The sequence below is a fragment of the Streptomyces solicamelliae genome, assembly GCF_045348655.1.
GTDB classification, from domain to species: Bacteria; Actinomycetota; Actinomycetes; order Streptomycetales; family Streptomycetaceae; genus Streptomyces; species Streptomyces solicamelliae.
On record NZ_CP160404.1, the window covers coordinates 442,911 to 455,805 of the forward strand.

Sequence of the window (12,895 nt, forward strand, 5' to 3'; positions counted from 1 at the left end):
TCCGCATCGTACGAGTGGGTTCGTCGGGACGGTACTGCCGTACGGCCTGCTGCGGGGCCATGTGATGCCAGTGGCACTGATCGGTCATCGACGCGCCTGCGGAGCGTCGATAATGCGGTCATGGCGATGCGGCGGGCGGGGAACGAGAGGCTGGGCGAGGCCCTGCGGCTCCTGGGCGTGAGCCCCTGGGCGGGCCGGGTGTATCTGGCGCTCCTGGAGCGGGCCCCGGCGCCGCTGGCGGCGGTGGGCGCGGCCGCCGGGCTGGAGGGCCCGGAGCTGGCGGCCGCGTACCGCGAGCTGGTGGACGCCGGTCTGGCGAGCGCGGCCGAGGAGGGCGCGGACGTGGTGGCCCCGGTGCCGCCGGCCGCGGGCCTGGAGATCCTGGCCCGGCACCGGGCGGCGGAGCTGGAGGAGTCGCGCATCACGGTGGGCGGCGCGTTCGACTCGTTCCGGCGGCAGCGGCTCGCCGCGTACAACGACGACCTCGTCGAGGTGGTGACCGGCGAGGCGATCGGGCCGCGGATGCGGCACGCGTGGGCGAGCGCCCGGGAGGAGATCCGGCAGCTCGAGTCCCCGCCGTACTTCCCGCAGCCGGGCGCGACCGAGGACTCCCTGGCCACGCTGGCGCGCGGGGTGCGGCAGCGGGTCGTCTACTCGCGGGCGTCGCTGGAGCAGCCGGGCCGTCTCGAGGAGATCATCGAGCCGTGCATCGAGGCCGGGGAGCAGGCGCGGGTGCTGCCGGCGGTGCCGGTGAAGCTGCTGATCATCGACGAGGCGTACGCGCTGGTCTCGCTGTCGATCCGGGAGGCGGACGTGCTCAACACGATGCTGGTCGTGCAGCCGTGCGGGCTGCTGTCCGCGCTGGTGGCCCTGTTCGAGCAGACCTGGCAGTCCGCGCTCCCCCTCCACGGCGGCGCTGCCGGGCCGGCTGGTCTTCCGCCCGCCGACCGTCGCATGCTGCGGCTGCTCGCAGGCGGGGCGAGCGACGAGGCCATCGCCCGTGAACTGGGCGTGAGCCGACGGACGTTCTTCCGTCGGCTCCAGATCCTGATGGCCCGCCTGGGCGCGGCCAACCGCTTCCAACTGGCGCTGCAGGCGCAGCGGAAGGGCTGGCTCTGAGGGAGTCAGGCGGCGGTTCGGGCCCTGGCCCGCAGGCCCATGACGGTGCTGAGCAGGCCGAAGACCATCGCGACGACACCGCCGCCGAGGCCGTTGCCGGTGCCGAGACCGCCCTCCGCGGTGACGACGACCAGGCCGCCGACGAGGAAGGCGAGCGGGCCGGCGACCAGGGCGACGAGGGCGCCGTTGCGGCCGACCCAGCCCGCGCCGCCGTTGCGGGAGGCGAGCCAGGCGAGCACGGCGCCGGCGAGGCCGATCACGGCGGCGAGGGACGACGCGGCCCGCCCGGGGCCCAGGGTGTACGCGTCGGCGGCGAGCTGGACGGTCTGGACGGTGGTGAGGGACATCGGGTCCATGGGGTGCTCCCTTGAGGTCGGTACGGCGGGACGTCACGATCGTGTCCCGGCCGGCCCTCCCGGGTCGTCCGGCAGCCGCAGACACTTCGCGCTACCGCGACCGCCGCAGCCGCCCGGTCCGTACTGCGCGCGTGGTAGCCGGCCGCTCGTCCGCGGGACGGACTCGCCGGACGGACGACCGCGGCTAGGGTGCGCGCATGAGCACACGGAAGCCCGGGATTCCTCCTGCCGCCGTCGACTGGGCGATCGCCGTCGGCGTGGCGGCGGCCCTGCTGATCACCGGCCTGTCCGGCCCGCGCTCCACCACCGGCCCCGACCTGATCGGCTACGCGCTGCTCACGGCCGGCGGTCTGGCGCTGCTCGCCCGCCGCCGCGCCCCGCTGGCCGTCCTGGCGGTGACGGGCCTGTGCGGGGTCGGGTACCAGGTGGCCGGCTTCGACGTGCCCATCGTCGCGTACCTGTTCGCGGTGTACGCGGCCGTACGGGCCGGGCACCGCACGGTCACCGTGATCGGGAGCGTGGTCCTGCTGGCCTCCCTGCCCGTCGCCGCGCTGGCGTCCGGACTGCACGACACGGGCGAGGCGTTCGCGCAGGCGCGCGGGGCGCTCGAGATCGCCTGGCTGGTCGCGGCCGGCGCGGCGGGCGAGGCGCTGCGGCAGGCCGAGCAGCGGGCGGACGAGGCGGAGCGCACCCGGGAGGAGACCGCGCGCCGCCGCGCCGACGAGGAACGGCTGCACATCGCGCGGGAGTTGCACGACGCGCTCACCCACCAGATCTCGATCGTCAAGGTGCAGGCGGAGGTCGCGGTGCACGTGGCCCGCAAGCGCGGCGAGACGGTGCCGGAGGCGCTGCTGGCGATCCAGGAGGCGGCGCGGGAGGCCGCGCGCGAGCTGCGCGCGACGCTGGAGGCGCTGCGGGACGACGACACCGCGCCGCCGCGCGGGCTCGACGACGTCCCCCAACTGGTGGAGCGGGCCCGGACGTTCGGCGTGGAGGCGACACTGACGATCGACGGCCGGCCGCAGGACGTGCCCGCGGCGGTGGACCGTACCGTCTACCGGATCGTCCAGGAGTCGCTGACGAACATCGCCCGGCACGCGGGCGCCGGCACGGCGTCGGTGCGGATCGACTGCCGTCCGGACGCGCTCGCGGTCCGTGTGGACGACGACGGGCGGGCCACAACGGAGGATCCGCCGGTGCCGGGCGTCGGACTGCTGGGGATGCGGGAGCGCGTCACCGCGCTCGGCGGCCGGCTGCGGGCGGAGCCGCGGCACGGCGGCGGCTTCTCGGTGCAGGCCGAGCTGCCGGTGGAGCAGGCGTCGTGATCCGGGTCCTGCTGGTGGACGACCAGCGGCTGCTGCGCAGCGGGTTCCGGGCGCTCCTCGACCTGGAGGACGACATCGAGGTGGTCGCGGAGGGGTCGGACGGTGCGGAGGGCGTGGCGCTCGCCCGGGAGCACCGGCCGGACGTGGCGCTGATCGACGTGCGGATGCCGGTGATGGACGGCATCGAGGCGACGCGGCGCATCGCCGCGGACCCGGAGCTGGCCGGGACGCACGTCGTGATCCTCACCAACTACGGTTTCGACGAGTACGTCTTCGACGCACTGCGGGCGGGCGCGGCCGGGTTCCTCGTCAAGGACGTGGTGCCCGAGGACTTCCTGCACGCGGTGCGGGTCGCGGCGCGCGGCGACGCGCTGCTCGCGCCGTCGATCACGCGGCGGCTGATCCACCGGTACATGACGGAGCCGCCGTCCCGTCCGATGAGCGCGCCCCCCACCCTGTCGGAGCTGACGGCGCGGGAGCGGGAGGCGGTCGCGCTGGTGGCGCAGGGCCTGTCGAACGACGAGATCGCCGCGCGGATGGTGATCAGCCCGCTGACCGCGAAGACGCACGTCAACCGGGCCATGACGAAGGTCGACGCCCGGGACCGCGCCCAACTCGTGATCCTCGCGTACGAGTCAGGGCTCGTGACACCGGGCGACCGCTGAGCGGCGACCGGCTGCTACCGTTCCGCTTTCGTCACCGTGAGACGACCACGAGAAGAGGCGGCACCACCATGGGGCTTGTGACCCTCGACCTGCCCACGCCCGCACAGCTGCGGGGCCGCTGGGCGGCGCTCGCGGCGGTGTGCGCGGCACGACAGTGGGGTCCGCTGTGCTGTGCGAACGGCCCGGTCTGGCACTTCGACGACCGGGGCGGCAACTGGGTGGAGCTGCACCGTCTGGGCGCGGGCCGTGCGGTGATGCTGGGGCACGACCACGAGTACTCGGAGACCTACTACGGGCCCGCGGCGGAGGAGTTCGGCGAGGAGGAGACCGACCTGCTCGCCGGGGCGCCCGACTGGTGGCGGCCGGTGGTGACGGAGACGCTGGCGGCGGAGGAGTACGTGGGCTTCGTGTACGGCTTCGACGGCGAGCGGTGGCAGCGCGCCGCGTACGACGTCGACGACGGCTTCGTCAGCGTCGGTCTGCCGGCGCTGAGCCGCGACCGCACCCACAACAGCGTCGTCGCGTTCACCCGGGACGCGCCGGGGCTCGGCGGGGCGACGGCGTCGGCGGACGCCGTCGACGCGCTCGTCGCCGCGGACGGCGAGGTGACCGAGGCGCAGGTGACCGCCGTGATCGGTGCGGGCGGCTGGGACGCCGCGGCGGGCGCGGCGGCCGCCCGCGCGTTCCTGACCGTCTGATCCCGGGCGGCGACGACCACCGCGGGTGTCAGTGCCAGTTCTCGGCGTCGTACAGGTACACCACGATCGCCCGGCCCTCGGCCCGCGAGGCGGCGCGGGCCGAGGCGAGCGCGGCGGCGTGGTCATAGGCGTCCGCCGGGGTGCTCATCGACGTCGCCGAGGTCAGCACCCGGTAACCGCAGACGCCGCGCCGCCAGTTGTCCAGGTACAGCGTCTCGCCTGCGGGCGGGTCCACCGGGTCGACACGCGGGTCGCGGTACTGCACCGGCCACTCCCGCACGAGGTCACCGTGGCGGCACACGGCCACCTTCTGGGCCCGCCGGAGGATCTTGTAGCCCATGGGTATCCACCGGTGCAGATCAGGACCGTCGATCAGCGCGGGATCGGTGAACGCCGCGCTGGGCCGGTCCCCGCCGAACAGCAGGTACTGCGTCTCGGTGCGCGTGCTGTCGAAGGGATCGACGCGGTCCGCCTCGGCCGGCGGGTACGGCCAGTAGTCCATGCTCCCCGATCGTGCCAGGGCCCACTGACAACGCCCGGTGCCGGCTAGTTCGTCTGACCGATCGGGCGGACCACCAGGGTGTTCACGTCCACGCCGCGGGGCTGGGAGATGGCCCAGACGATCGTGTCCACCAGCTGCTCGGTGGAGATCATCACGCCGGCGGCGTCGGCGCCGCCCGGGCGGGGGTCCCAGAACGGGGTGCGGACGCGGCCCGGGGCGATCAGCGTCGTACCGATGCCGTAACCGGTCACGAGCATGCGGACGTTCTCCGCCAGGCCGGTCACGGCGAACTTGGTCATCGAGTACAGGTTGCCGGGCGTGTTCTTGAAGCCCGCGACGCTGCCGACCAGCACCACCCGGCCCTGCGACTCCTTCAGCGCCGGGAGCGCCGCCCGCACCAGCAGGGCGGGACCGAGGACGTTGGTCAGCACCATGCCCCGCCACTCCTCCGGGTCGCCCGTCTCGACGGTGCCGTTGGTGGCGTACCCGGCGTTGGCGATCGCGTGGTCGAGGCGTCCGAAACCGCGCACGGTCTCCTCCACGGCCGAGGACACCTGGTCCCAGTCCGCCGCGTCGCCCTCGAACGTCAGCAGCCGGTCGCCGGCGCCCGCCTCCGCCGCGGCCTCGGCGAGCAGGGCGAGCTTCTTCGCGCTGCGCCCGGTCGCCGCGACACGGTGGCCGAGGCCCAGAAGACGGCGCACGGTCTCCGCCCCGATCCCGCTCGACCCGCCGGTGATGAAGGTGACGGGTGCTTCGGTGCTGTCGCTGGACACGTTCCCGTTGGACATGGTCTCCCCGTAGGCCGGTTGCGGTGCGCGCGGACGGGCGACGCCTCCGTCGCACCCCCGCCGCGGATCGTCCCATGAGATCATGGAGCGATGAGCATCGAAGTCCGTCCGGCGACGACGTTCGAGGATGTACGTGCCGTCATCGGGCCGAAATCGCCCACGGCGAACGTCTGCTGGTGCCTGAGCTACCGGATCCCGTCCAAGCTCAACAACGAACTGCGGGGCCCGGAGCGCGGTGCGTACGTCGCCGAACTGTGCCACGCGGACACCGCGCCGGGGGTGATCGCCTACGACGGGAACGAGCCGGTCGGCTGGGCGGCGGTGGCACCGCGGGCGGAGACGGCCTTCGCGCGGAACCGGAAGATCCCGCATGTGGACGACCTGCCGGTCTGGTCCCTGTGGTGCATCCGGGTGCGGCCCGGCCACCGCAAACAGGGCATCTCCCACGCCCTCATCGCGGGCGCGGTCGAGTTCGCGCGCAGCCACGGCGCGCCGGTGGTCGAGGCGTACCCGCTCGACAACGGCTCTGCCAAGGTGGACCTCACGATGGCGTACCCGGGGCTCCGCAAGAACTTCGAACGGGCCGGTTTCACGCACGCCGCCGACACCACCTCCGTGCTGGCGGGCCATCCCCGGATCCTGATGCGTCTCGACCTGCGTGCGGAGCACTGATCGCCGGCCAGGACGAACCGACACGTTTCGGAGCGCGACCATGAGGAAGATCGTCGCCCAGCTGTTCGTCTCCGTCGACGGTGTCGTCGAGGACCCGCACCTGTGGCATTTCCCGTACTTCAACGACGAGACGGGCTCCGCGGTCGACGCCGTCCACGGCAGTGAGGACACGCTGATCCTCGGCCGCAGGACGGGGTAGGGGTAGGACTCCAGAGTCCTGTACCTGTCGAGTCGAGCCCTGTACCTGTCGAGCCGAACGGGATCCGCATGCCACCCTCCTCCTCCCGCGCCCGCTCCCTCCCGGACGGCGAGGTCGTCCCGGTCGTCGCCTCGGCCCTGATCCACGACGGTCACGGCCACTACCTGCTGCATCTGCGGGACGCGGACAAGCCCTGGATCTGGGAGCCGGGCACATGGGCGCTGCTCGGCGGCGGGCGCGAGCCGGAGGACGCCTCACTGCTCGACACGATGCGCCGCGAACTGCGCGAGGAGGCCGGGCTCGACATCCCGGACCTGGTGCCGTACACGGTGGAGCACGTGCCCGGCGTGGACGGCACCCCGGTCCCCGTCCAGATCTTCGCGGGGCGCTGGAACGGCGATCCGGCGACGCTGCCGCTGACCGAGGGCGTGATGCTCGCATGGGTCGGGCCGGAGCAGGTGCCGGCCATGACGATGCCCCGGTCGACGCGGGACCTGGTGCTGGGCCACGCGCGCAGCACGCCGCCCGCGACTGCGCCCGCCTGGGCGCCGTCGCGGGGTGTACCGCATGTGGTGGGCGTGCATCTGTACCTGGAGCGGGACGGGGCGGTGCTGCTCGGCCTGCGCCACCCCGACTCCGCGTACGCGGGCGGCCGTTGGCACTTCCTGGCCGGCCACTGCGAGGCGGAGTCCGCGACCGCGTGCCTGGTCCGGGAGGCGGACGAGGAGGCCGGGCTGGTGATCGACCCGGCCGACCTGGAGCTCGTCCACACCGTGCACCTGCTCGACGCCCCGGGCGACCGCCCGCGCATCCAGCTCGTCTTCCGGGCCCGCCGCTGGCAGGGCACCCCGCACCTGCGCGAGCCCGACAAGTGCGTGGCGTGGAAGTGGTGGAACGTGGAGCGACTCCCCGACGCGATCGTCCCGTACGCACGCGCCGCCGTCGACGGCATCCGGTCCGGCCGCGCGTACACCGAATCGGGCTGGTCCCGATGACCACCCGTCACACCGAACCCGTGGACGTCCACCTGACCGCCGTCCGCACCGGGCCGCACGGCCGCCCCGAGGTCCTCCTGTCCCGCCGCGCCGGCACCGTGTACGCGGCCGGTCTGTGGCATCTGCCGTCCGGGCACCTCGACGGGCCGCACGAGGACGTCGTCACCGCGCTGGTGCGGGAGACCCTGGAGGAGACGGGCCTCGTGGTGAAGCCCGCCGCGGTACGCGCGGCGGTGACCGTGCATCACCGCGCCCCGGACGGGGCCGCGCGAGTCGGCTTCTTCTTCGAGGTCCGCGACTGGACGGGCACCCCGCGCGTCAGGGAGCCCGAAGTCTGCGACGCCATGCGGTGGTTCCCGCTCGACGACCTGCCCGATCCGATGGTCGCGTACTGCCGAGCCGGCCTCGCCGCGTACCGGGCCGGGGCCCGGCTCGCTCTGCACTTCCAGGAGCCCGGCGACCCGGTCGCGTACAGCGCCGCGGCCGACCGCCTCCACCTCGTCCCCGGCGTACCGGAAGGCTCCCGCACCGGCTCGTAGGGACCGGTGCCGTCGACTCACCCGTGGCGCATCATCCGTTGGGCGAGGCGGAGCGCGAAGGTGGGGAACGGGGGCTGGGCCAGGCGGAGGGTGTCGGGGGCGAGGGGCTTGGTGAGGACCGGCTTCAGGTGGGTGAAGCTCCGCCACGAGTACGCGCCGTGGTACGCGCCCATGCCGCTGGGGCCGACGCCGCCGAACGGCAGGCCCGCGGCGGCGACATGGACGAGGCCCGCGTCGTGGACGACGGCCCCGGAGGAGGTGCCCTGCTCGAACAGGCGGCGGGTGCGGGACGAGGAGGTGAAGACGTACAGGGCGAGGGGCTTGTCCCAGCTGTTGACCACCTTCACGGCCTCCTCCGCCGAGGCGACCGCGACGATCGGCAGCACGGGGCCGAAGATCTCGTCCCGCAGCAGGGGGTGGGCCGCGTCCGGGCCGATGACGGGGCCGTCCGCGCCGGCGGGGACGGTGACGACCGTGGGCGCGAGGTAGCGCTCGGCGCGGTCGTGCGTGCCGCCGGCGGCCACGTCGGAGGGGTCGACGGAGTCGAGCAGGCCGACGAGGCGGTCGAAGTGGCGCTCGCTGACGATCCGGCCGTAGTCCCGGGTCGCGCGCGGGTCCGGGCCCCACAGCTCCCCGATCGCGGTGCGGAGCGCGGCGGCGAGCGCCGGCACGCGGTCGGGCGTCGTCATCACGTAGTCGGGGGCGACGCAGGTCTGCCCGGCGTTGGTGAACTTCGCCCAGGCCAGCCGCCGGGCCGCGGCCCGCAGCCGGGCGTCGTCGTCGAACCAGACCGGGGACTTCCCGCCCAGTTCCAACGTCACCGGCGTCAGGTGCTCGGCCGCGGCCCGCATGACGATGCGGCCGATGGAGCCGCTGCCGGTGAACACGATGTGGTCGAAGCGCTGCGCCAGCAGCTCCGTGGTCTCCTCGACGCCGCCCTCCACGACGCGGACCTCGCCGTCGGGGAAGTACCGCGGGACGAGCCGGGCGATCAGCGCCGACGTCGCGGGGGCGAGCTCGCTCGGCTTGAGCACCGCCGTGTTGCCCGCGGCCAGCACGCCGACCAGCGGGTTCATCAGGAGCTGCAGGGGATAGTTCCAGGGCGCGATCACCAGCACCACACCGAGCGGCTCGGGCACCAGTCGCGCCTTCGCGGGCAGCAGCACCGCGGGGACCGGGCCGCGCTTCGGCCGCGCCCAGCGGCGCAGGTGCCGCAGGGTGTGCCGGATCTCGGCGAGGGTCACGCTGATCTCGGTGAGCTGGGCCTCCGCGGGGCCCTTGTGGAGGTCGTCCCAGAGGGCTTCCTCGAAGGCGGTCTCGTTCTCGGTGAGCAGGGCGCGCAGGGCGTGCAGGTTCCGGACACGGTCGCCCAGCGGGCGGGTCGCGCCGGAGTCGAAGAAGGCGCGGGCGGCGGCCACGGTCTCGGGGATCCCGGGGGCGGTCCGGGAGACGGGTGCGTGCGTCGTCACGGTCGTCGTCATCGTCGTCGCTCTCCACTCAAACGAAACGAAAGCTTTTCGTTTAGGATAGAGGTCGACGCGGCGAACGTTCCAGCCCCCGGGTACGAGAGAGTCGGGCACGAGAGAATTCGGACATGACGACGACGAACGCCGGCCCGCCGCACCCCCCGCACAAGGGGAGGCGCAAGGACCCGCGGGTGGACACCGCCCTGATCGACGCGGCCATCGAGGTCCTGAAGGAGTCGGGCTACGCGGCGTTCACCACCACGGCCGTCGCCCGCCGCGCAGGCGCCTCGACCGCGTCCCTCTACCGCCGCTGGCCCTCCAAGCAGGCGCTCGCCGGGGCCGTCGCCCGGCACATCACGCTGGACGAACTCGGCGGCATCGACACCGGCTCCCTCGAAGGGGACGTACGGGAGTTCCTCACGCGCAAGCAGCAGCTGCTCGACGCCGACGCCGGCCCCGCGCTGCTGTCACTGATGGGCCAGGCGGCGCACGACGCCGACCTGCGGCGCATCCTGCACGACGACGTGTACCTGGCCGTGCGCGAGCAGCTGGAGCTGCTGATCGCCGGGGCCGTACGCCGCCGGGAGCTGGCCGAGCACCTGACGGCCGCCCAGCTCGACGTCCTCGCCCTGGTCCTGATCGGGACCGCCCTGGCCCGTTCGGCCTTCCTCGGCGCGCCCGGCCCCGCGCCCACGGCGCGGGCGGCCGAGGTCACGGAGACCGAGCTCCGGCTGCTGCTCGCCGCCCTGCACCGCCCGCTCGGGAGCGGCGCGGGCGGCTAGCGGACCCCGGTCCGGGCGCCGCTCAGTACCGCAGCACTCCCGCGACGCCGCCCTGCTCCGCCAGCGTGCCGTCGGGCACGAAGTGGACCTCCGTGCCGGCCTCCAGGGCCTTTTCGACGATCTCGTCGACCATGTCGTCGCGCGCCCCGGCGCTTCCCGCGGCCGCGGGCTTCAGGTGGCCGCCGTCGTCGCGCACGACGGTCCGGTAGTTCTCCTCGACGGCGAGCAGCCGCACCCGCGACTCCTTCACCGCCTGCCAGACCTCGTCGATGCCGCCCACGAACTCGTGCCGCCCCTGCGCCGCGTTCAGCTCGGCGACGACGGTGGACGTCGCCGCCGCCAGGCGCGCCGTGCGCTGCGGCTCGACGGCCTCCCAGACGGCCCGGGCCGGGCCCGCGGCGAGGCCGCCCTGCGGGATGGCCATCGCGTCCGGGCCGAAGGAGCCCAGCTCGTCCATCAGCGAGAGCGCGGCCGAGGAGCCGAGCACGTACAGCGGGCGCGGGTCGTCGGCCAGCACGGCCCGCAGCTTGTCGTGCGCCTCGCGCAGGAACTGCTTGGTCGCCTCGTCCTGGAAGGTGCTCGGCATGTCGCCGATCCGCTCCTTCCGCTCCGCGTCCGGGTCCTCCAGGCTCCGGGTCAGGGGGAAGCCGTCGCCGTCGGACTCGATGGCATGCTCGGGGTCGCCGCTCCACAGGGAGACCCGGTCGGCCGCCACGGTGAGCGCCCAGTACGGCTGCTCGGCCGCCTGGGCGGCGACCAGGTTGCGGGTGAGGAAGGTGTCCGAGAGGACGACGCGCTCCGGCACCTCGCGGGCGACGGACCAGACGTGGTGCTCGCCCTCGGCCGCGTAGACGACCAGGCCGTCCTCGGCGTGCACGAGGTCGATCTCGTCCAGGGCCCGGCGCAGCTGGTCGAGCACGGCGAGCCGCCGCTCCCGCGGCACGTCAGGGTCGTCGCCGACCGCCTTCTCGGCCTCGGCGACGAGGTTCCGCAGGCGTACGGAGTCCTGGGCGTTCTCCGGTTCGCGGCGGTGCGTCGGCATCACGAGGGAGACGGCCGGGTACGGGCGGGGCTGCCGCAACTCGGCGAGCGCGCCACTGCTGAGCACGGGGTCCATGAACCGATCCTTCCTGCCGGAGGCGGGCCTCTACGACCCGCACAAATCGCCATCTTGTCCCGATCTGCCGTGCCTCGCGAGTCGGTGCCGTCAGGGCATCCGGGCCTCGCGGCGGCTCACTCGACGGGCCAGGTGTGCGCCGGGGCGTTCAGATGCATGTAGTCGATGTACTGCCTGGTCATCCGGCGCAGCGCCTCGTGCCGGTTCACGTGGTGGATGTCGTGGATGTGGTGGAACATCTCGGACTGCCACACCGCCCCGTTGCGTCCGGTGACGCACCGCTGCTCGATGATCCCGAGCAGCGGCTCGCGCCAGGCCGCGTCCATGCCCAGGCGCTCCAGGCCGCGGTCCGCCATCGGCAGCAGCCGGCGCAGCACCAGTTCCGTCACCGGCACCTCGCCGGTGCCGGGCCAGTACAGGTGGGCGTCGATGCCGTGCCGGGCAGCGGCGTGCAGGTTGTCCTCGGCGGCCGAGAAGGACATCCGGGTCCAGACGGGCCGGTCCTCCTCGACCAGGGCGCGGAGCAGCCCGTAGTACAGCGCGCCGTTGGACAGTACGTCCGCCACGGTGGGGCCGGCGGGCAGCACCCGGTTCTCCACCCGCAGGTGCGGGACGCCGTCGACGACGGCGTACACGGGGCGGTTCCAGCGGTAGACCGTCCCGTTGTGCAGCGTGAGCTCGCCGAGGGCGGGGATCCCGCCGCTGTCGAGGGTCTCGTGCGGGTCCTCGTCCTCGCACAGCGGCAGCAGGGCCGGGAAGTAGCGGGCGTTCTCCTCGAAGAGGTCGAAGACGCTGGTGATCCAGCGCTCGCCGAACCAGACCCGCGGGCGCACGCCCTGCACCTTCATCTCGTCCGGCCGGGTGTCGGTGGCCTGCTCGAACAGCGGGATGCGCGTCTCGCGCCACAGCTCCTTGCCGAACAGGAACGGCGCGTTGGCCGCGAGGGCCACCTGGACGCCGGCGATGGCCTGGGCCGCGTTCCAGTAGTCGGCGAACTGGTCCGGCGACACCTGGAGATGGAACTGCGTACTGGTGCAGGCCGCCTCCGGCGTGATCGTCTCCGCGTAGGTCCGCAGCCGCTCGACGCCGTCCACCGAGATCAGCAGGTCCTCGCCGCGCGCGGAGAAGATCTGCTCGTTGAGCAGCAGGTAGCGGGGGTTCTCGGAGAGCGAGTCGGGGCCCACGTCGGAGAGGTCGAGGGTGGGCAGGATCCCGATCATGACGAGGTGCGCGCCGATGTCGGCGGCCTTGGCCTCGGCGTGGTTGAGGGAGTCGCGGATCTCCTGCTCCCAGGAGTCGGGACCGCCCGCGGTGAGCCGTCGCGGCTCGATGTTGATCTCCAGGTTGAACCGGCCCAGCTCGCTGGACCAGATGGGATCCGCGATCGCCTGGAGAACGTCCGTACTGCGCATGGCCGGTTCGGCTTCGCCGTCCACGAGGTTCAGCTCGATCTCCAGGCCGACCTGCGGGCGCTCGAAGTCGAAGCGTGACTCCCGCAGCATCTGCGCGAGCACGTCGAGGCATGCGTGCATCTTGTTCCGGAACTGCCGACGGTCGTCACGGGTGAACACCAGCGCCGGAACGTCCCGTCCCATGCGACCTCCCGAGTCTCCTCGGCCCGAAGCTCCCCTTCAGCGTCCCACTTCGCGCCCGGCTCCGCCTGCGGGCGCCG

15 protein-coding genes are annotated in these 12,895 nt (G+C 73.5%); 9 read left to right on the forward strand and 6 right to left on the reverse strand.

Annotated features, from left to right (window positions below):
• Nucleotides 1-120: 120 nt before the first annotated feature.
• Nucleotides 121-1,119 (forward strand): LuxR C-terminal-related transcriptional regulator, encoded by a 999-nt coding sequence (locus tag ABZO31_RS02170; protein WP_406859116.1) that lies wholly within the window; start codon nucleotides 121-123, stop codon nucleotides 1,117-1,119.
• Between the two features lie 5 nt (nucleotides 1,120-1,124).
• On the opposite strand, the gene ABZO31_RS02175 is transcribed toward ABZO31_RS02170, so the two are convergent.
• The gene (locus ABZO31_RS02175; protein WP_406859117.1) at nucleotides 1,125-1,475 is read right to left on the reverse strand and encodes a DUF6223 family protein; all 351 of its coding nucleotides are present in this window, start codon (nucleotides 1,473-1,475) and stop codon (nucleotides 1,125-1,127) included.
• Nucleotides 1,476-1,672: 197 nt separating this feature from the next.
• Here ABZO31_RS02175 and ABZO31_RS02180 point away from each other — a divergent pair, with 197 nt between their 5' ends.
• The 3 genes from ABZO31_RS02180 to ABZO31_RS02190 all read left to right on the forward strand — a co-directional run bounded on the left by ABZO31_RS02180 (nucleotide 1,673) and on the right by ABZO31_RS02190 (nucleotide 4,163).
• On the forward strand, nucleotides 1,673-2,800 hold the full coding sequence (locus tag ABZO31_RS02180) for a sensor histidine kinase (RefSeq protein WP_406859118.1): 1,128 nt from the start codon (nucleotides 1,673-1,675) through the stop codon (nucleotides 2,798-2,800).
• A complete protein-coding gene (locus tag ABZO31_RS02185) occupies nucleotides 2,797-3,465 on the forward strand; it encodes a response regulator (protein WP_406859119.1) in 669 nt (222 codons plus the stop codon). Before ABZO31_RS02180 ends, ABZO31_RS02185 begins: the two co-directional genes overlap by 4 nt.
• A gap of 68 nt (nucleotides 3,466-3,533) precedes the next feature.
• The gene (locus tag ABZO31_RS02190; protein WP_406859120.1) at nucleotides 3,534-4,163 is read left to right on the forward strand and encodes a proteophosphoglycan 5; all 630 of its coding nucleotides are present in this window, start codon (nucleotides 3,534-3,536) and stop codon (nucleotides 4,161-4,163) included.
• Between the two features lie 28 nt (nucleotides 4,164-4,191).
• Here the strand turns inward: ABZO31_RS02190 and ABZO31_RS02195 are convergent, their stop codons facing one another.
• Nucleotides 4,192-4,665: a hypothetical protein gene (locus ABZO31_RS02195; RefSeq protein ID WP_406859121.1), complete on the reverse strand. Its 474-nt coding sequence runs from the start codon at nucleotides 4,663-4,665 to the stop codon at nucleotides 4,192-4,194.
• Nucleotides 4,666-4,709: 44 nt separating this feature from the next.
• Nucleotides 4,710-5,453 carry an SDR family oxidoreductase gene (locus ABZO31_RS02200; protein WP_406859122.1) on the reverse strand — a complete coding sequence of 248 codons (744 nt, stop codon included), beginning with the start codon at nucleotides 5,451-5,453 and terminating at the stop codon, nucleotides 4,710-4,712.
• Between the two features lie 90 nt (nucleotides 5,454-5,543).
• On the opposite strand from ABZO31_RS02200, the gene ABZO31_RS02205 reads away from it, so the two are divergent.
• The 4 genes from ABZO31_RS02205 (at nucleotide 5,544) to ABZO31_RS02220 (ending at nucleotide 7,858) form a co-directional block, all read left to right on the forward strand.
• Entirely contained in the window at nucleotides 5,544-6,125 is a 582-nt protein-coding gene (locus ABZO31_RS02205; protein WP_406859124.1) for a GNAT family N-acetyltransferase, read from the forward strand.
• A gap of 40 nt (nucleotides 6,126-6,165) precedes the next feature.
• Nucleotides 6,166-6,324: a hypothetical protein gene (locus tag ABZO31_RS02210; RefSeq protein WP_406859126.1), complete on the forward strand. Its 159-nt coding sequence runs from the start codon at nucleotides 6,166-6,168 to the stop codon at nucleotides 6,322-6,324.
• Nucleotides 6,325-6,392: 68 nt separating this feature from the next.
• On the forward strand, nucleotides 6,393-7,319 hold the full coding sequence (locus ABZO31_RS02215) for an NUDIX hydrolase (RefSeq protein WP_406859128.1): 927 nt from the start codon (nucleotides 6,393-6,395) through the stop codon (nucleotides 7,317-7,319).
• Nucleotides 7,316-7,858: an NUDIX hydrolase gene (locus tag ABZO31_RS02220; protein WP_406859129.1), complete on the forward strand. Its 543-nt coding sequence runs from the start codon at nucleotides 7,316-7,318 to the stop codon at nucleotides 7,856-7,858. The genes ABZO31_RS02215 and ABZO31_RS02220 overlap by 4 nt, the downstream gene beginning before the upstream one ends.
• 17 nt (nucleotides 7,859-7,875) lie before the next feature.
• Here the strand turns inward: ABZO31_RS02220 and ABZO31_RS02225 are convergent, their stop codons facing one another.
• Nucleotides 7,876-9,339: an aldehyde dehydrogenase family protein gene (locus ABZO31_RS02225; protein WP_406859130.1), complete on the reverse strand. Its 1,464-nt coding sequence runs from the start codon at nucleotides 9,337-9,339 to the stop codon at nucleotides 7,876-7,878.
• Between the two features lie 113 nt (nucleotides 9,340-9,452).
• On the opposite strand from ABZO31_RS02225, the gene ABZO31_RS02230 reads away from it, so the two are divergent.
• The gene (locus ABZO31_RS02230; protein WP_406859132.1) at nucleotides 9,453-10,106 is read left to right on the forward strand and encodes a TetR/AcrR family transcriptional regulator; all 654 of its coding nucleotides are present in this window, start codon (nucleotides 9,453-9,455) and stop codon (nucleotides 10,104-10,106) included.
• Between the two features lie 22 nt (nucleotides 10,107-10,128).
• Here the strand turns inward: ABZO31_RS02230 and ABZO31_RS02235 are convergent, their stop codons facing one another.
• Nucleotides 10,129-11,223, reverse strand: a complete 1,095-nt coding sequence (locus ABZO31_RS02235) for a chemotaxis protein (RefSeq protein WP_406859133.1) — start codon at nucleotides 11,221-11,223, stop codon at nucleotides 10,129-10,131.
• A gap of 116 nt (nucleotides 11,224-11,339) precedes the next feature.
• Entirely contained in the window at nucleotides 11,340-12,818 is a 1,479-nt protein-coding gene (locus tag ABZO31_RS02240) for a glutamate--cysteine ligase (protein ID WP_406859134.1), read from the reverse strand.
• Nucleotides 12,819-12,895: the final 77 nt, after the last annotated feature.